The sequence below is a fragment of the Yeosuana aromativorans genome, assembly GCF_014646655.1.
GTDB lineage: Bacteria > Bacteroidota > Bacteroidia > Flavobacteriales > Flavobacteriaceae > Yeosuana > Yeosuana aromativorans.
This window is the reverse complement of record NZ_BMNR01000001.1, coordinates 289,904-308,891: the sequence shown is the minus strand read 5'-3', so window position 1 is coordinate 308,891 and position 18,988 is coordinate 289,904. Positions and strand designations below refer to the sequence as shown.

Sequence of the window (18,988 nt, the reverse complement as noted above, 5' to 3'; positions counted from 1 at the left end):
AAGAAAAAACATCCATCTGGGTTTTATAACTGGATGGTGGGTTTGAAAATAAAGTTTAATTAAAATTGAAAGCAGGGATTTCTGCTTTCGCAGAAATTTATGAAACTCTGGGACAAAGGTATATCAATCGATAAAAAAATAGAACAATTCACTGTTGGTAACGACCGTGAAATTGATATTCACATTGCTAAATATGATGTCATCGCATCAAGGGCACATGCTAAAATGCTTCAAAAAATAGGGATTCTTTCAACTATTGAATTAGAGCAATTATTGGGTGGTTTACAAGTATTGGAAAATGAAATTGAAGCTGGTGAATTTGTGATAGATTATCAATTTGAAGATGTGCATTCTAAAATAGAGTATGAATTAACTACAACCTTGGGAGATGTGGGTAAAAAAATCCACACGGCCCGCTCTAGAAATGACCAGGTTTTAGTAGCACTTCATTTATATTACAAAGAGAATTTAGGCTTGGTTAAGCAAAAAACCAGGACCTTTTTTGAAACACTTTTAGATTTAGCAGAAGCCCATAAAGATAAGGTGTTACCTGGGTATACACATTTACAAGTGGCTATGCCATCATCGTTTGGATTGTGGTTTTCTGCATATGCTGAATTGATGATTGACGATGTATACTTGCTGAATGCGGCCATTCAAATCGTCGATCAAAACCCATTGGGTTCAGCGGCTGGTTACGGAAGTTCATTCCCAATAGACAGGGAATTCACGACCAAGGACATGGACTTTGCTACACTTAAATACAATGTGGTAGCCGCACAAATGAGTCGTGGTAAAAGTGAACGAACCATTGCAGCAGCTTTGGGCGGTTTGTGTAATACCATGTCGCGATTTGCTATGGATATTTGCCTCTACATGAGCCAAAACTTTGGGTTTGTCTCCTTTCCTGATGAGTTGACCACAGGCAGCAGTATCATGCCCCATAAAAAGAATCCGGATGTATTTGAATTGATTCGCGGTAAGTGTAACAAAATACAATCTCTTCAAACGGAAATGATTTTAATAACCAATAATTTGCCAAGTGGTTATCACAGGGATTTCCAGTTGTTAAAAGAACATATGATTACCGCTTTTGAAGAGGTAAAAGACATACTGGACATTTTTAATTACGCCATTAAAGAAATTATTGTCAAGGATATTGACATCCATAGCGATTTGTATAAATACTTGTTTACGGTAGATAATATCAATACGTTAGTAATGGAGGGGCAAACGTTTAGGGAAGCGTATCAAAAAATTGGCGGACAAGTTCAAGAAGGTACTTATGTACCTGAAACATCAAAAAAGCACAGCCATGTTGGTAGTATGCATAATTTATGCTTGGATAAAATAAAAGCTAAGTTTCCAAAGTAATTTAAATTTTAAACAATGTCATTAAAAAAAACGGTTTCATTTATTGGTTTGTTTTTTGTTATGTTAAACACTTTTGCACAATATGATATTATTCCTTTATGGAATGGAGATATTCCCAACAGTCAAAAGTCTGATGAGCAAGAACTTGTTGAAAGCACTGATAGCAAGAGAATTTATACGGTTCAAACACCAACGTTGGAAGTGTATTTACCAACCAAACGAAATGCAACAGGTCAAGCCGTTATTATTTGTCCAGGAGGGGGCTATCATTATTTAACCTATGATTTTGAAGGGACAGATATTGCAAAATGGTTTAATTCCAAAGGGATCACTGCTTTTGTTTTAAAATACCGATTGCCCGGTTCAAAATCTGTAAAAGTATCTTATCAAGCACCTTTACAAGATGCACAGCGTGCCATGCGTATCGTTCGTTCACAAGCTAAAAAGTGGCATGTAAACCCTAATAAAATTGGCGTAATTGGCTTCTCGGCGGGCGGGCATTTGGCCTCAACTTTAGGGACCCAATTTGACAAACCAAATACGTTTAAGGAAACAGCTATTGATATCATTTCTGCACGACCCGATTTTATGGCGTTGATCTATCCGGTAGTGACCATGAAAATGGATTATACCCACAAAGGTTCGCGTAATAATTTGTTGGGAGAAAACCCAAGTGAGGATTTGGTTAATCAGTTTTCCAATGAATTACAGATGACCAAAAACACACCGCCAACATTTATTGTACATGCTGAAGACGATCATTCAGTACCTGTTGAAAACAGTTTGCAATTATACCAAGCACTAAAGAACAAAGGGATAGAAGCAGAACTGCATATATATCCCCACGGCGGCCATGGATTTGGATTGGCTTTGGGAAAAGGACGCTTAGAAAAATGGACTGATAGACTGTATGATTGGTTACAAAGCCTCTAACTATCTATCGGTAAAAAATGGTTTCGATTTTTCCAGCTAGGTTAGAATATTTTGTTTTTTTATTAAAAATGGTTTAGTTTCATGTTTTATAACTTTAAACAGAATGAGATGAAATCGTATTTAAATACAGAAACCAACAGCAAATACATTCACCTTGTGTTACTGGTTGTCAGAGTGTCTGTGGCCATGTTGATGTTAACCCATGGCTACCCCAAATTAATGAAATTGCTGGAAGGGGGAGAGATACAATTTGCAGATCCAATTGGTTTGGGACAAGGACTTTCTTTTGTGCTAGTGATTTTTGCAGAATTTTTCTGTTCTATTTTAATAGGCATTGGTTTTGCTACTAGATTAGCATCCATACCGTTAATAATTAATATGTCTGTGGCTGCATTTGTGGTTTTTGCCTCAGCACCTATTTCCAAAAAGGAGTTTCCAATATTATATCTATTAATCTATTTGATTTTATTGGTGGTGGGAAGCGGTAAATACTCTGTCGATTACTTGATATCTGGCAAAAAGTGATAGCTAATTCCGTTTATGACAATGATGTCTTATACTTTGCATATTGAAAGAAGCCACTATTAATCCACCTAATTTTTTAGGTTACCTTCATAGCTTTAGAGGACTGGCTATTATTAAAATTGTTTTGGGACATGCAGTGGCGGCGGCATTTATAGCTGCTTATGGTGCTTTTGATGAATCACATCCACTTATTATGGCAAGTGAAATATTTTATCATGATAGTACACTTTATTTCGCCATTATTTCGGGCTTATTATTTACGCGGGTTTTAGAGCCCAAAGGATATTATAAATTTTTTTCAAGCAAAGTAAAGAACATTTTACTGCCTTATCTGTTTTTTACTTTGGTACTTACATTTATTACCGTAAGATTCCATGATACCAAAAGTTTTCAAGAAGGGTTGGTTTATTATTTTTCAAAAGTATTTAGAAATCTCATATATGGAAAAGCCAATTTTGCCCTGTGGTATATACCGGTTTTGATTGTTCTGTACTTGGCCACACCGGTTTTACAGAGTCTTCATAAAACAAGTAAGTGGACCAGAATGCTGTTCTTTGCTGTCATGTTCATTCCTTTAGTGGTTTCTCGCATTCAAATGGTTGGTGATTATATATTCAAATTTGAAACCGTTATTTATTTTATGGGAGCTTATGCGCTTGGAATGTATTTAGGAACGGATTTAGAAGCTAAATTCCAATCAATTAAAAAGTGCAAGATAGCTATAGTTGTTACTGCTTTTGCAAGCACAGGACTGTTATTTTATCTGTATATTGTAAAAATGGATATGGTTGGGGCGATATCAGTAAGAGAATCGGTTTTTTACATTCAGAAAATTGCATTTGCCATTATTTTTATGATGCTTTTAAAGAGACTTGGAGATGCCCAACCAAGATGGTTAAAGCCTATTGCTAGGGATTCATTTTCCATATATTTTATGCATGGCTCTATTTTATATGCATCAAGTTATTTATTTAGGTTCGTCATTGAAAATAAAACCATTGCTCCTCTTAATATTGTTTTTGGCTCCATTTTTTTGATTGTATTTTCAATTTCTGTTAGTATGGCGGTTGTTTTTGTCTTTAGGAAAGTGTTTGGTAAATACTCAAGAATGATTGTTGGATCATAGTGTTTTTTTTCTTACATAGTTTTCAACCATAAAAAAGAGCACCGTTACGATGCTCTTTAAATCCCAATACGTTTAATTTGTTGGTGACTAACTCAAAATAATTAAATAATTGTGGACTGTCCTAGATGTATGTTTGTAAAGTTTAAGTTTGTTTCTTCTGGATTGTTTATAAAATCTTCAATAAAATCACCCACTTTACTTGTTGAAATATTATCGTATTTCATGTTTAAATCGGGTGTGGTGATATGAAGTTTTATGGATTTATCAATGGCTTTTCGTATTAAGGCAGCTTCTTCAAATAAAGCAAAATGATCCAACAGCATAGCGGCTGATAAAATGGATGCAATTGGGTTGGCAATACCTTTATCGGTAGCTTTGGAATAGGCGCCGTGAATAGGCTCAAACATGGCGTATTTAGGACCTATGGATGCTGAGGCCAATAATCCTACAGAACCGACAATAACGCTAGCTTCTTCAGAGAGGATATCTCCAAACATATTTTCTGTTAAAATAACATCAAACTGTTTTGGGTTCATCACGAGCTGCTTGGCCGCATTGTCAATAAATAAAAAGTCTAAGTTAACATCCGGATATTGAGGTGCTAGTTCCATTAGCACTTTGCGCCAAAGTCTGGAACTTTCCAATACGTTGGCTTTATCAACCAAGGTTAATTTGTGCTTTCTGGATTGAGCTGCTTTAAAGGCCAAATGTGCAATCCGTTCTATTTCAAAACGATGGTATCCGCAACTATCAGAGGCATAATTGCCATCCTCACTTATTATTTTATCTCCAAAATAAATACCGCCCGTAAGTTCACGATAAATGACAAAATCGGCATCCTTGATAAATTTCTTTTTTAAGGATGATTTGTTTAAGAGATCCTCATAGGCAATAACCGGTCTGATATTGGCAAATAAATCCAATGATTTGCGCAAATTTAAAAGGCCTTGCTCTGGTCTTATTTTTGAATCGGGATCCATATTGTATTTAGGGTCACCAATGGCACCAAACAAAATTGTGTCAGCTTTTTTGCACAGTTCAAGTGTGCTTTCTGGCAATGGATTGCCAACAGCATCAATGGCGGTTCCTCCAACCAAGCCATATTCAAAAGTAAATACATGGCCAAATTCCATAGCAATGGCTTTCAAGGCTTTTACGCCCTGGGCAATCACTTCTGGCCCTATGCCATCACCTGGTAAAACGGCAATATGTAGTTTCATTTACTATGTAATATTAAGCAGAAATTATATCTCTATAAACTTTACTGGTTTCTATAATTTGATGAATATCTGAATCGTCAACTTCTTTCTTTTTATCTGCAAAATCCAAGAAGTTAGCATAAATTTCATCCAATTGCAATTTTGTTAATTCATACCCTATATTTTTAGCTCTATAAGCTAAAGCTGCCCGTCCGCTGCGTGCTGTTAGCACGATGGATGATTCTGTAACGCCAACATCTTTTGGATCAATGATCTCATAGGTCTCTCTGTTTTTAATCACACCATCTTGATGGATTCCAGAGCTATGCGCAAATGCATTAGCGCCCACAATGGCTTTGTTAGGTTGCGTATAAATACCCATGCTTTCTGATACCAATTGACTGATTCCATATAGCATAGACGTGTTAATGTTGGTATCTAAATTTAAGTATGGATGTTGTTTTAAGATCATTACAACCTCCTCAAGTGCCGTGTTTCCTGCCCGCTCACCAATACCGTTAATGGTACACTCAATTTGTCTGGCACCATTGATAACACCTTCAATGGAGTTGGCCGTGGCCAATCCCAAATCATTATGGCAATGACAAGATAAAACAGCTTTATCAATGTCTTTTACGTTCTCTCTTAAATATTTGATTTTTGCACCGTATTCATGTGGCAAACAATACCCAGTAGTGTCCGGGATGTTTAAAACCGTTGCGCCAGCCTTAATAGCAGCCTCACAAACTTTGGCTAAAAATTCATTATCGGTTCTTCCGGCATCTTCGGCATAAAATTCAACATCTTCAACAAAAGATTTTGCATAAGCAACGGCAGCATGAGCCCGTTTTAAAATATCTTCTTGGTTGGATTTGAATTTAAATTTGATGTGGGAGTCAGATGTTCCAATACCGGTATGTATTCTGGGTTTTTTAGCATATTTCAAAGCTTCTGCGGCAACTTTTATGTCATTTTCAACCGATCTTGTAAGACCACAAACCGTTGCATGCTTAACCAATTTTGATATGGCTTCAACCGACTTGAAATCACCAGGGCTGGATACCGGAAACCCGGCTTCAATAATATCCACACCCAACAAATCAAGCTGTTCTGCAATGACTAATTTCTGGTCTGTATTTAATTTACATCCAGGAACTTGTTCTCCATCTCTAAGCGTTGTGTCAAAAATTTGTACGTTCTTATCTAACATTTATTCAAATAAATTTTTGTATTGTAGTACGAATGTATATTTTGGTTTCCAAAATGGAGAATTCATCATGTTTATTTTACGATGTTTAACCTAATCAACATAGTATTAAACATTTGTTTTTCAATTACTTAATGCTATTTTTGAAACTATGACAAAAGAACAAAAAGATAACTTGTTTGTCTTGGTAAAATCATTATCAAAATCTGAAAAGAGACAATTTAAGCTTTATGTGGGTCGTTTGGGTGTTAATGAAGACTCCAAGTTTTTGTTGCTCTTCAATATTCTTGATAAACTTCCTAGTTATGATGAAGCTGCTATTTTAAAAAAGGGCATTGTTAAAAAGCAGCAACTTTCAAACCTTAAAGCACATTTGTACAAGCAAATTCTTATCAGTTTAAGATTAAACCCATCCCATCAAAACATACGGATCCAAATACGGGAGCAATTGGATTTTGCTACCATTTTATACCACAAGGGTCTCTACAGGCAGAGTCTTAAAATATTGGATAAAGCCAAAAGTTTGGCCATTTCACATGAAGAAAAAAACATTGCCTATGAGATTGTAGAGCTTGAAAAAGTAATAGAATCGCAATACATCACCAGAAGTATCAGTAATAGAGCCGACGAGTTAACCATACAAGCCAAAGAATTGAGCCAACAAAATGTATTGGCTAGCAAACTGTCAAATTTGTCACTGCAATTGTATGGCTTGTTTTTAAAAACAGGCTATGTAAAAAACGATAAAGAAAATAAAAGAATTACCAAATACTTCAATGATAGATTGCCTAAGTACGATATCAGTACTTTAGGCTTTAGAGAAAAATTGTGGTTGTATAAAGCGCATTTGTGGTATAGTTTTTTGACTCAGGATTTTTTGGCATGCTATAAATATTCATCAAAATGGGTCACCCTGTTTTATGATAACAGAGACCAAATTGTTTTAAATCCGGTGTTTTTCTTGAAAGGAAACCATTATTTGTTGGAATCTTTGTTTTATTTAAGACACTATCAGAAATTCAAATCAACGTTAAAAGAATTGGAAACCATCACCCAAGAAGATTGGTTTCCTATAGATGACAATGTTGAAGGCTTGACTTTTTTGTATGTCTATAACAATAAATTCAACCTTCATTTTATTGAAGGCAGTTTTCATGAAGGCTTGCCAATGGTAGAACAGGTTTTGAATAAACTTAAAAAATACCAAGACAGGATTGATGAGCACCACATTATGGTGTTTTACTACAAAATAGCCAGTTTGTATTTTGGTGCCGGTGAAAACAAAAAATGTATTTTCTTTTTAGAAAAAATTATTGATAATAAATCTCTGGAAATGCGAGAGGATTTATTGTGTTTTGCCAGGGTTTTAAATTTGGTTGCACATTATGAGGCTGGTTTGGATTATAATTTGGAAGCACTTATTAAGAGTACCTATAAGTTTTTAATAAAAATGGAAGATTTATATGAGGTACAAAAAGAAATGATCAAGTTTTTAAGAGGGCTGGGAGATATTTATCCACATGAAGTAAAAGGGGAGTTTATAAAACTTCATGAAAAACTAAAACAGTATGAAAATGATCCTTATCAAAGCAGGGCCTTTTTGTATTTAGATATCATTTCATGGTTGGAATCTAAAATTCAAAATAGACCGATAGACTTGGTAATTAAAAACAAGTTTCATGATAATTTAGTGAGGAAATAAAAATTTTTGCTAAAAAAATTAGGTTTTTAAATTTTTCTAACTGAATATTTGCACTCACAAAGTTCAAAAACTTATTGAAATGTTATCAAGAAAGGCGGAGGGATTAGACCCAATGAAGCCTTAGCAACCCTTTATTCGTAGAGAAGGTGCTAAATTCTACTTAAATCAATTTATTGGTTTTAGATAGATAACCAAACGAAATTACTTTCTGTAGTTTTAAAAATTCTTTTTAACATTTTTCTATTAAGTACATCAAATTTTGATGCATTTGGCTTTTGGTTTAATTATGTATTAATTCAAAAAATTAGAAAAATGAGCACACAAAAAATTGCAACACAAGCATTACACGCAGGACATAATGTTGCTGCTAATGGAGGAACCAGAGCCGTTCCAATTTACCAAACAACATCTTATGTTTTTAATGATTCAGATCATGCGGCAAACCTATTTTCATTAAAGGAGCTTGGCTTTATTTATACGCGGTTAAACAATCCAACAAACCAAATTTTACAGGATCGTTTGGCAGCTGTTGAAGGTGGTATTGGAGCGGTTGTTTTTGCTTCAGGAACAGCAGCTATTTCAACAGGGTTGTTAACCTTATTAAAAGCAGGTGACCATATTGTGGCATCCAGTAGTTTATACGGCGGAACCTATAACTTGCTAAAAGTCACCTTGCCTAGATTAGGGATTACAACCACGTTTGTAGATGCTGATAATCCAGACAATTTTGCAGCGGCTGTTCAAGATAATACCAGAGCATTTTTTGTGGAGTCTTTAGGAAATCCAAAATTAGATGTGTTGGATTTAAAGTCTATTTCGGTGCATGCTAAAGCAGCCGGTGTCCCTTTTATTGTAGATAATACCGTGGCAACACCATTTTTGTTGAATCCTATTGAACACGGAGCCAACATTGTCATACACTCATTAACCAAGTATATTGGCGGACAAGGAACATCGTTAGGAGGCGCCATTATTGATGCTGGTACCTTTGATTGGGCCAATGGGAAATTCCCTGAATTTACAGAACCTTCAGATGGGTACCATGGTTTGGTATATCATGAGGCTCTTGGTGCAGCGGCTTACACCTTCAAATTAATTTTAGAAGGTTTAAGGGATTTTGGTGGTGCGTTGAGCCCGACCAACGCTTTCAATATTATTCAAGGTTTAGAAACATTGCCAGTTAGAATAAAACAGCATAGCCAAAATGCGTTGGAGTTGGCCAAATGGCTTGAAAAGCAAGATGAGGTTGCTTGGGTAAATTATCCAGGACTGGAATCCAGTAAATATAATTCTTTGGCTGATACGTATTTACCTAAAGGTCAAAGTGGAATTGTTACCTTTGGGGCGAAAGGAGGTTTTGATGCAGCTAAGGCAATTGCAGATAATTCCAAGCTATTTTCATTGTTGGCAAATATAGGTGATACAAAATCACTTATTATTCATCCAGCAAGTACAACACATCAACAATTAACCGACGACGAACAAGAATCGGCAGGTGTTCCGAAAGATTTGATACGTTTGTCTGTAGGAATTGAAGATATTGACGATTTGAAGGCCGATTTAAAAGAGGCATTCAGTAAAATTTAAAAATAATAATTTAACCTTGAAAGAGCCATTACAACATATTATCATCAGTGATTTTCTTACGGAAAGTAACGTTAACAATCCTGAAATAAAACTCAGCTATCAAGTATTTGGTAAGCCTTTAGGCACGGCTCCTGTGGTTTTGGTTAACCATGCTTTAACAGGCAACAGCAATGTGGCTGGCAAAGATGGTTGGTGGAAAGATTTGGTTGGTGATGATAAAGTTATAGACACCAAGTTATATACCGTTTTGGCCTTTAATATCCCTGGGAATGGATTTGATGGTTTTGTTATAGATAACTACAAAGATTTTGTGGCCAGAGATATAGCTAAGTTGTTTTTGATTGGTCTAAAAGAATTGAATATAGATAAGGTCTTTGCGATTATTGGGGGGTCTTTAGGCGGAGGCATTGCTTGGGAAATGGCCGTTTTGAGTCCGGATATTACCGAGCACTTGATACCGGTGGCCACCGATTGGAAATCGACGGACTGGCTCATAGCTAATTGTCAAATTCAGGAAGCCTTTTTGACCAATTCCAAAAATCCGGTGCATGATGCCAGAATGCATGCTATGTTGTGTTACCGCACACCAGAATCTTTTAAAGAACGGTTTCAGCGATCAAAAAATGAAGAATTGGAGATTTTCAATGTGGAGAGCTGGTTAATGCATCATGGCAAAAAGTTGCAGGAGCGCTTTCAGTTGTCAGCTTATAAATTAATGAATCAACTGTTAAAAACGATTGATGTAACCAAGAACAGGCCAACCGATTTTAATGTACTGGAAAACATTCATGCCAATATCCATATTGTTGGGGTAGATTCTGATTTGTTTTTCACGGCTGAGGAAAACAGGCAAACCCATAAACAATTAGCGGTAAGCAATCCTAATGTAACATATAATGAGATACATTCAGTACATGGGCATGATGCCTTTTTAATGGAATATGAACAATTGGAAAAAATTATAGAAGGCATTTTTGTGCCAGATTCAAAAAAGAAAAGAATGAAAGTATTAAAGTTTGGTGGCAAATCGTTGGCAAATGGTGTGGGACTTAATACCGTTTTAAATATCATTGAAACAAAAGTTAAAAACGGAGAAAAAATGACAGTCGTTGCTTCTGCAAGAAATTCCGCCACAGATGAGTTGGAGAACATTCTTGTAAAAGCTTCAAAAGGATTGTCTTATAAAGAGGATCTAGAAGCTTTTAAAGCCTATCAAAAAGAACCATTACCATCCATAGATTTCTCAGAGGAATTTTCGGTTTTGGACAAACTATTTGAAGGCGTTAGCTTGTTACGGGATTACAGCCAGAAAACCAAGGACGAGATTTTAGCGCAAGGGGAGTTGTTATCGGTAAAGTTGTTAGCCAGCTTATTGAAAAAACGAGGTGTGAACGCGCTTGCCACCGATTCCAGACTATTATTAAAAACAGATGATGTGTTTGGTAACGCACAACCTATTGCACAAGTCTCAAAAGACAATGTGATTAATTATTACAAAAATCAAAAGGCTGATGCAGTTCATATTGTAACCGGATTTATTGCCTCCAATTTAAAAAATGAAACCACCACGCTAGGCAGAAATGGCAGTAATTACACAGCGGCGTTATTGGCAAACTTTTTGGATGCCGAAGAATTACAAAATTATACGCACGTCAATGGTATTTACACCGCTAACCCCGATTTGGTTGAGGATGCCCAAAAAATAAGGGAACTATCCTTTAGTGAAGCCAATGAGTTGGCCAATTTTGGCACCACGGTGTTGCATGCCAAGACCATTATTCCATTGGTTGAAAAAAACATCAACCTTCGTATTTTAAACACGTTTAATGCGGATGATGAAGGTACATTAATCACCTCCAAGCCAAGTTCAAAAGAGGTTACCTCTTTATCGACTTTGGATAACGTGGCTTTATTGAATTTAGAAGGGCGCGGACTTTTGGGTAAAGTGGGTGTTGATGCCAGAATATTCAGGGCTTTGGGTAATCACGGCATTAGTGTGAGCATCATTTCCCAAGGGTCATCAGAACGTGGTATCGGGTTGGTTATCGATGCTAAACATGCTACCCAAGCGGTGATTGCTTTAGAGCGTGAGTTTGAAAATGATTTTTATTCGCAAGACGTCAATAAGATCAGTGTGGTTGATGATGTATCTGTTATTTCCATTATTGGGATAGAACTCAGTTCTTTCCACAAACCGTTCAACGCCCTAATTAAAAACCAGATTACGCCGTTGTTGTTCAACAATACGGTTACGGGCAGAAATGTGAGTTTGGTTTTAAAGAAAAATCAATTGCACAAAGCCTTAAACGTCATTCACGGTGAGATTTTCGGAATTTCCAAAAAAATCAATATTGCTATTTTTGGACACGGAGGTGTTGGAGGCGCTTTAATCAATCAGATATTAAAATCTAAAGATGATATTGAAAAACGCAAGGGCATCAATCTAAACGTGTTTGCTATTGCCAATTCCAAAAAACTATTATTAAATAAAAAAGGGGTTGATGCTAACTGGAAACAAGCCATACAATCTACCAATCAAGAAAGTGACATTGAAGCCATTATTGATTTTGCCAAATCCAATCATTTGGAAAATTTAATAGCTGTGGATAATACCGCCAGTTCAACGTTTTACAAAAATTACAAACCTTTGGTAGAGGCTGGTTTTGATTTGGTATCATCTAACAAAATAGCGAACACCATTTCGCATACTTTTTACAAGGATTTACGAATCCATTTACAGGAACACAAAAAACAATATTTATACGAAACCACTGTTGGAGCAGGATTGCCGTTAATAGACACCATTAAATTGTTACATGAGTCTGGTGAGAATATCACAAGAATTAGAGGGGTGTTCTCTGGCACTTTAAGTTATTTGTTCAATAATTTTTCGGTACAGAATAAACCGTTTAGTGCCATTGTGCAGGAAACCATTGATAAAGGCTTTACTGAGCCAGATCCAAGAGAAGATTTTTCAGGTAATGATGTGGCCAGAAAATTATTAATTTTGGCTAGGGAATTGGATTTACAAAATGAATTTGAAGATGTATCTATTCAAAATTTAATTCCAAAACAGTATCAGAATATTGCCGTGACTGAATTTTTAAAACAATTAAATGTTTTGGATGCAGAATTCCAAAATATAAAAGACAATCAAAAACCTGGGTATGTGTTGCGGTATGTAGGCGACTTGTCAGGCGATTTGTCACAGGATAAAGGAAATCTTGAAGTCAAGTTAGTATCCATTCCGGGAGATAGTACCTTGGGTCAAATAAAAGGATCTGATGCTATTTTTGAAATATTTACAGAATCTTACGGGGAGCAGCCCATTGTTATTCAAGGTGCCGGCGCCGGCGCCGAAGTAACGGCTAGAGGTGTTTTTGGAGATATTCTAAGATTGTCAAAACATATAAATTAATTGTTAGGTCTAGCGCAGTCAAGACCTTTTCAGTTTGAAACAAAATAAATTCAGTCACAAATACACGAATTGTATTAGTTATAAATAATTAGTGAATTCGTGGCTTAGAAAAATAATAAACAATGAGCGAGGAAAGAAAACAATTTGAAACAGAGGCCATTCGAACGCAGTTGGAGCGTAGCGATTTTTTAGAACATTCCACTCCACTGTACTTAACATCCAGTTTTGTATTTGAAGATGCCGAAGATATGCGTGCATCATTTTCCGAAGAAAAGGAACGCAATATTTACAGTCGCTTTACCAATCCAAATACATCGGAATTTGTTGAAAAAATTTGCAACATGGAAGGGGCAGAAGCAGGGTATGCATTTGCTACGGGAATGGCTGCTGTGTTCTCAACTTTTGCTGCGTTGTTGGACAGCGGTGACCATATTGTATCCTCGCGTTCTGTGTTCGGCTCCACACACACCTTGTTCACTAAATATTTGCCTAAGTGGAATATCACAACGAGTTACTTTAAAGTGGAAGAGGTTGATCGTATTGAAAGCTTAATAACACCTAAAACAAAAATTTTATATGCAGAATCGCCAACCAATCCGGCGGTGGATGTTCTGGATTTGGAATTGCTGGGTAATATAGCCAAGAAGCATAATTTAATTCTAATCATTGATAATTGTTTTGCTACACCATATTTGCAGCAACCCATTAAGTTTGGAGCGCATTTGGTCATACATTCTGCTACGAAGCTTATTGATGGTCAAGGACGTGTATTGGGAGGCGTTACGGTTGGTCAAGCCGATTTGTTAAGGGAAATCTACTTGTTCTCCAGAAATACTGGGCCAGCGTTATCGCCGTTTAATGCTTGGGTATTATCCAAGAGTTTGGAGACCTTAGCGGTGAGGGTTGATAAGCATTGTGAAAATGCATTAAAAGTAGCCGAATTTTTAGAAGGACATCCTAACGTGAATTGGGTGAAATATCCGTTTTTAAAATCACATCCACAGTACCAAGTAGCAAAAAAGCAAATGAAATTGGGCGGCAATATTGTGGCATTTGAAGTCAAGGGTGGTATTGAAGCTGGCCGAAAATTTTTAAATGCAATCAAACTTTGTTCACTGTCAGCAAATTTAGGTGATACGAGAAGCATTGTAACCCACCCAGCTTCTACAACGCACAGTAAATTGACTGAAGCGGATAGATTGGAAGTAAGCATTACAGATGGTTTGGTTAGAATTTCGGTTGGATTGGAACATGTTGACGATATTATTCAAGATTTAAAGCAAGCCTTAGAACAATAACCATGAGACTATTTACTGTTGATTCGTTTACAAGTGTACCTTTTAAGGGAAATCCTGCGGCAGTTTGTGTGCTGGATCACCCCCTTTCAGAAGAAGAATATAAAGATATTGCCCAAGAGATGAACCTTTCGGAGACGGCTTTTGTTTACAAAGATGATGGAATATACCAACTTCGATGGTTTACCCCAACGAGTGAAATTGATTTATGTGGGCATGCTACATTGGCCACGGCTAAAATTCTTTTTGAAAAGTTTAATGTAACCAATGATGTTCTTGAATTCAATACCAGAAGTGGTATTTTAAAGGTAAAAAGGGCATGGAATCTTTTGGAGATGAATTTTCCATTGGGCAGGACCGTTGCTGATAATCAACATGATAAGCTATTGGAGGAATTCCTAAACGAAAAGCCTATTGCTGTGCATACCAGTGGTGATTGGTGCCTCATTGAAATTGAATCGAGTGATTCTGTCAGGGATTTAATTCCCAATTTCAATTTATTGTTGGAACATAGAAAAAAGAAGTTTATTGTAACAGCAAAGTCTTCTGACAAGGCCTTCGATTTTATGTCAAGGGTATTTGTGCCTGATTTTGGTATCAATGAAGATCCTGTTACGGGTTCTGCACATTGTTATTTGGCACATTATTGGAGTGAAAAACTATCAAAAAATAACTTGGTTGGTTATCAAGCCTCTAAGCGAGGCGGGTTAATTGCCTGTGAGGTTATTGGTAATGAGAGGGTCCTCTTAAGAGGGGATTGCGTGATTATGAGTGAGCTTTTGATTGAGTGGGATTGAGATAATAGCCTTAAATTATCTATATTAGCAGCATGCTATCCAAAAAAACAAAATACGGTTTAAAGGCACTCACCTATATTGCTAGGTCTGAAGATGACATGCCCGTTCAGGTTGGTGAAATTGCCAAAAGCGAACAAATTCCCCAAAAATTTTTGGAGAGCATATTACTCACTTTGAGAAAAGCCGGTTTTTTAGGTTCCAAAAAAGGCAAACATGGCGGATATTATTTAAGAAAGCAACCGTCTGAAATTATTATGGCCGATGTGATGCGTATCCTTGAAGGTCCCATTGCCATGGTTCCATGTGTCAGCTTGAATTTTTATGAGAAGTGCGAAGATTGTCCAAATGAAGACCAATGCACTGTCAATAAATTGATGATTCAGGTGCGGGATAGTACCCTTAAAGTTCTTAGAAATACCACTTTAGAAGATTTATCAGCTAAATCATAATTGTCAATTTCTTAAAATAAACCGCTCTTTTTGTTTTTATTCTTTGGTTTTGTCCCTATTAAACTCAATTTTATAAAAACTTTGTAATATTCTTTTTTATCTAACAAAAAGTTTTATTTTTGTAATTCCTATTAAATCGATAGGATTAATATAATACAATTTAAAATGATTGGACAAGTATTAACAAATTCAGCAGAAAAAGAAAAAACATCCTACAAAACAGATATAACAACTGAAAAGCCCTTACGCAGTGTGGCAAAATCAATTAGTTGGAGAATTGTAGGAACCATAGATACAATAATCATTTCTTGGTTAATAACAGGGAAACTGGATTTGGCCTTTTCAATAGGCTCTATTGAGTTAGTAACAAAAATGGTGTTGTATTTTTTCCATGAGCGTATTTGGAATTCAATAAAATGGGGGAGGTAATAGTATGATAGCACAAGATCAAATAAAAGAATTAAATGCACGTTTTGAAAGTGCAAAACCAGCTGAGATTATTCAAAAAGCTTTTGAACTTAGTCAAAAAGCGGTGGTAACAACAAACTTCAGGCCTTACGAAGCAGCTATTTTACACGCTGTTAATTCGGTTCAACCCAATATTCCTGTGGTTTGGTGTGATACGGGATATAATACGCCACAAACGTACCGACATGCAGAAACCGTAATTAAAGATTTAAACTTAAACGTGTTTTTGTACGTTCCTAAACAAACGGCAGCCCATAGAGATGTTGTGATGGGAATTCCTAGTATTGATGATCCTAAACATGCCTTGTTTACTGAGCAGGTTAAGCTAGAGCCATTTAGACGCGCCATGGAAGAGCACCAACCAAAAGTTTGGTTTACCAACCTGCGCAAAGGACAAACAGCATTTAGGGACAGTATTGATATTTTTAGTGTTAGTAAAGATGGGGTTTTAAAAGTAAGTCCGTTTTACCATTGGTCAGACACAGATTTGGATGTGTATTTAGAAGAACATAAATTGCCAAATGAATTTAAATATTTTGATCCAACAAAAGCATTAGAAAACAGAGAGTGTGGTTTGCACGCTTAGGATAATTGATAACATGACAATAATGAAAAAAGACACATCACATATAAATTCGCTTGAAAACGAGGCCATTTATATTATGAGGGAAGTAGCGGCACAATTTGAAAAACCTGTGTTGTTGTTTTCTGGCGGAAAGGATTCAATAACCTTGGTTAGATTGGCTGTTAAGGCATTCTATCCAGCTAAAATACCATTTCCCTTAATGCATATAGATACCGGTCATAATTTTCCTGAAACCATTGAGTTTAGGGATAAGCTGGTTAAAGAACTTGGATTGGAATTGATAGTAAGACACGTACAGGATTCTATTGATGAAGGAAAAGTTAAGGAAGAATCTGGTAAATATTCAAGTAGAAATTCCTTGCAAACCACCACATTACTGGATGCTATTGAAGAATTTAAGTTTGATGCCTGTATTGGTGGTGCCAGACGTGACGAAGAAAAAGCAAGAGCCAAAGAACGTATTTTTTCAGTTCGTGATGATTTTGGCCAATGGGATGAAAAAAACCAACGCCCAGAATTGTTCGATATGCTAAACGGTCAAATTGACCATGGCCAAAATGTACGTGTTTTTCCTATTTCAAACTGGACAGAATTAGATGTTTGGTCTTATATAGAAAAAGAGAATATTGAAATACCATCCATATATTTCGCCCACAAACGTAAAGTGTTTTTACGAGATGGGTTGATTTGGTCGCATTCAGAATTTGTGTATCAAGAAGATGATGAGGAAGTTTTGGAACGTATGGTAAGGTTTAGAACGGTTGGTGATATGAGCTGTACAGCGGCCGTATTTTCAGAAGCTACTGATATTGCTAGCGTGGTTCAGGAAATTAGGGATTCCACCATTTCAGAACGTGGCGCGCGTATTGACGATAAACGTTCTGAAGCCGCAATGGAAAAACGTAAACAACAAGGATATTTTTAGAAAATTTACTTAAGTAAATTTTCGCCATTAGCTATTGGCTTTTAGCCTTTAGCGCAAGTTAAAATTTAATAATAAAATTGTCATAAGTGGATAGCTAACAGCTAAAAGCTTACGGCCAACAGCAATAAAGATGGAAGTATTAAAAATTGCAACAGCAGGAAGTGTAGATGACGGAAAAAGTACCCTGATAGGTAGAATACTTTACGACACAAAATCATTGACCACCGATAAATTAGCAGCGATTGAGAAAACCAGTAAGCAAAAAGGATATGATTACTTGGATTTTTCTTTGGCAACCGATGGTTTAGTGGCCGAAAGAGAACAAGGCATCACCATTGATGTGGCTCATATTTATTTTTCAACCGCTAAAAAAAGCTACATCATAGCCGATACACCAGGTCATGTGGAGTATACACGTAACATGGTTACCGGAGCTTCAACCTCACAGGCGTCCATTATTTTAATCGATGCCAGAAAAGGAGTGATTGAGCAAACCAATCGTCATTTCTTTATCAATAACTTATTGCGCATAAAAGACGTGGTGGTTGCCATCAACAAAATGGATTTGGTTGATTATTCTGAGGATGTTTACAATAAAATCAAAGCGGATTTTTCTGAGTTGATGAGCAAAAGAGATTATCAAGATCAAAAAATAACCTTCATTCCGGTGAGTGCATTAAAAGGTGATAATGTGGTAAACAGGTCCGAAAACATGTCTTGGTACACAGGGCAAAGTTTATTGGAGCATTTAGAAGCATTGGATAAAAAAGACATTTTTAATGTTGGGACTCCAAGATTTCCTGTGCAATATGTTATTCGTCCAAAAACGGAGGAGTTCCATGATTTCAGGGGCTATGCCGGAAAAGTATATGGCGGTGAATTAAGCGTTGGTGATGATGTTGTAGTGTTACCATCACAAACAAAATCCAAAATAAAGGATATTTATTTCTATAATGAAAAATATCAAACAGCTTCAAGACGCTCATCGGTCACCATTACTTTGGAAGATGACATCAATGTAAGCCGAGGCGATATGATTGTTAAGGAAGGGGATTTGCCAACAATAGATAAGCAATTTACAGCTAATATTTGTTGGATGGATTCCACACAATTAACACCAGGGGCAAAATATGTTGTTCAGCATGGTGTGAACAAAGTATTGGCTAAGGTTGATAAAATCCATCATAAAATCCATCCCGATTATTCTGGTATTGAAACAGATGTTACAGGATTAAAAGTCAATGATATTGCACAAGTCACATTCAAATTAAACAAACCTGTGTTTTATGATCAATTTAAAAACCATAGAACAAACGGGTCGTTTATTTTAATAGACACACAAACGAATAATACTGTTGGAGCAGGATTTATTCAATAAAAATAATTAAAAAATTCTT

The 18,988-nt window shown here is 36.2% G+C and carries 16 protein-coding genes and 1 riboswitch; of the genes, 14 read left to right on the top strand and 2 right to left on the bottom strand.

Annotated elements, in window-relative coordinates; translation table 11 throughout:
- The first annotated feature begins 99 nt into the window (after positions 1-99).
- From argH to IEW94_RS01215, 4 genes are all read left to right on the top strand, one after another.
- Positions 100-1,374, top strand: coding sequence for an argininosuccinate lyase (gene argH / locus IEW94_RS01230; RefSeq protein WP_188649445.1), 1,275 nt, complete (start codon positions 100-102; stop codon positions 1,372-1,374).
- A gap of 15 nt (positions 1,375-1,389) precedes the next feature.
- Positions 1,390-2,307, top strand: a complete 918-nt coding sequence (locus IEW94_RS01225; protein WP_188649444.1) for an alpha/beta hydrolase — start codon at positions 1,390-1,392, stop codon at positions 2,305-2,307.
- Between the two features lie 108 nt (positions 2,308-2,415).
- The gene (locus tag IEW94_RS01220) at positions 2,416-2,832 is read left to right on the top strand and encodes a DoxX family protein (protein WP_188649443.1); all 417 of its coding nucleotides are present in this window, start codon (positions 2,416-2,418) and stop codon (positions 2,830-2,832) included.
- A 43-nt stretch (positions 2,833-2,875) separates the two neighbouring features.
- On the top strand, positions 2,876-3,958 hold the full coding sequence (locus IEW94_RS01215; protein ID WP_188649442.1) for an acyltransferase family protein: 1,083 nt from the start codon (positions 2,876-2,878) through the stop codon (positions 3,956-3,958).
- A 101-nt stretch (positions 3,959-4,059) separates the two neighbouring features.
- Here the strand turns inward: IEW94_RS01215 and leuB are convergent, their stop codons facing one another.
- Both leuB and IEW94_RS01205 read right to left on the bottom strand, forming a co-directional pair.
- Positions 4,060-5,178 carry a 3-isopropylmalate dehydrogenase gene (gene leuB / locus IEW94_RS01210; protein ID WP_188649441.1) on the bottom strand — a complete coding sequence of 373 codons (1,119 nt, stop codon included), beginning with the start codon at positions 5,176-5,178 and terminating at the stop codon, positions 4,060-4,062.
- Positions 5,179-5,191: 13 nt separating this feature from the next.
- On the bottom strand, positions 5,192-6,367 hold the full coding sequence (locus tag IEW94_RS01205; protein ID WP_188649440.1) for a 2-isopropylmalate synthase: 1,176 nt from the start codon (positions 6,365-6,367) through the stop codon (positions 5,192-5,194).
- 148 nt (positions 6,368-6,515) lie between these two features.
- Between IEW94_RS01205 and IEW94_RS01200 the strand changes: the two genes are divergently transcribed.
- The 10 genes from IEW94_RS01200 to IEW94_RS01155 all read left to right on the top strand — a co-directional run bounded on the left by IEW94_RS01200 (position 6,516) and on the right by IEW94_RS01155 (position 18,969).
- Positions 6,516-8,066 (top strand): hypothetical protein, encoded by a 1,551-nt coding sequence (locus tag IEW94_RS01200; RefSeq protein ID WP_188649439.1) that lies wholly within the window; start codon positions 6,516-6,518, stop codon positions 8,064-8,066.
- Positions 8,067-8,145: 79 nt separating this feature from the next.
- Positions 8,146-8,260, top strand: a riboswitch (SAM riboswitch).
- Positions 8,261-8,378: 118 nt separating this feature from the next.
- Positions 8,379-9,653: an O-acetylhomoserine aminocarboxypropyltransferase/cysteine synthase family protein gene (locus IEW94_RS01195; RefSeq protein WP_188649438.1), complete on the top strand. Its 1,275-nt coding sequence runs from the start codon at positions 8,379-8,381 to the stop codon at positions 9,651-9,653.
- Between the two features lie 16 nt (positions 9,654-9,669).
- A complete protein-coding gene (gene thrA, locus IEW94_RS01190; protein ID WP_188649437.1) occupies positions 9,670-13,071 on the top strand; it encodes a bifunctional aspartate kinase/homoserine dehydrogenase I in 3,402 nt (1,133 codons plus the stop codon).
- 122 nt (positions 13,072-13,193) lie between these two features.
- The gene (locus IEW94_RS01185; protein WP_188649436.1) at positions 13,194-14,369 is read left to right on the top strand and encodes a trans-sulfuration enzyme family protein; all 1,176 of its coding nucleotides are present in this window, start codon (positions 13,194-13,196) and stop codon (positions 14,367-14,369) included.
- Between the two features lie 2 nt (positions 14,370-14,371).
- Positions 14,372-15,163, top strand: a complete 792-nt coding sequence (locus tag IEW94_RS01180) for a PhzF family phenazine biosynthesis protein (protein WP_188649435.1) — start codon at positions 14,372-14,374, stop codon at positions 15,161-15,163.
- A gap of 32 nt (positions 15,164-15,195) precedes the next feature.
- Positions 15,196-15,612, top strand: coding sequence for an RrF2 family transcriptional regulator (locus tag IEW94_RS01175; protein WP_188649434.1), 417 nt, complete (start codon positions 15,196-15,198; stop codon positions 15,610-15,612).
- Between the two features lie 165 nt (positions 15,613-15,777).
- A complete protein-coding gene (locus IEW94_RS01170) occupies positions 15,778-16,041 on the top strand; it encodes a DUF2061 domain-containing protein (RefSeq protein ID WP_188649433.1) in 264 nt (87 codons plus the stop codon).
- Positions 16,042-16,045: 4 nt separating this feature from the next.
- Positions 16,046-16,666, top strand: a complete 621-nt coding sequence (locus IEW94_RS01165; protein WP_188649432.1) for a phosphoadenosine phosphosulfate reductase domain-containing protein — start codon at positions 16,046-16,048, stop codon at positions 16,664-16,666.
- Positions 16,667-16,688: 22 nt separating this feature from the next.
- Positions 16,689-17,591: a sulfate adenylyltransferase subunit CysD gene (gene cysD / locus IEW94_RS01160; RefSeq protein WP_188649431.1), complete on the top strand. Its 903-nt coding sequence runs from the start codon at positions 16,689-16,691 to the stop codon at positions 17,589-17,591.
- Positions 17,592-17,721: 130 nt separating this feature from the next.
- Positions 17,722-18,969 carry a sulfate adenylyltransferase subunit 1 gene (locus IEW94_RS01155; RefSeq protein WP_188649430.1) on the top strand — a complete coding sequence of 416 codons (1,248 nt, stop codon included), beginning with the start codon at positions 17,722-17,724 and terminating at the stop codon, positions 18,967-18,969.
- Positions 18,970-18,988: the final 19 nt, after the last annotated feature.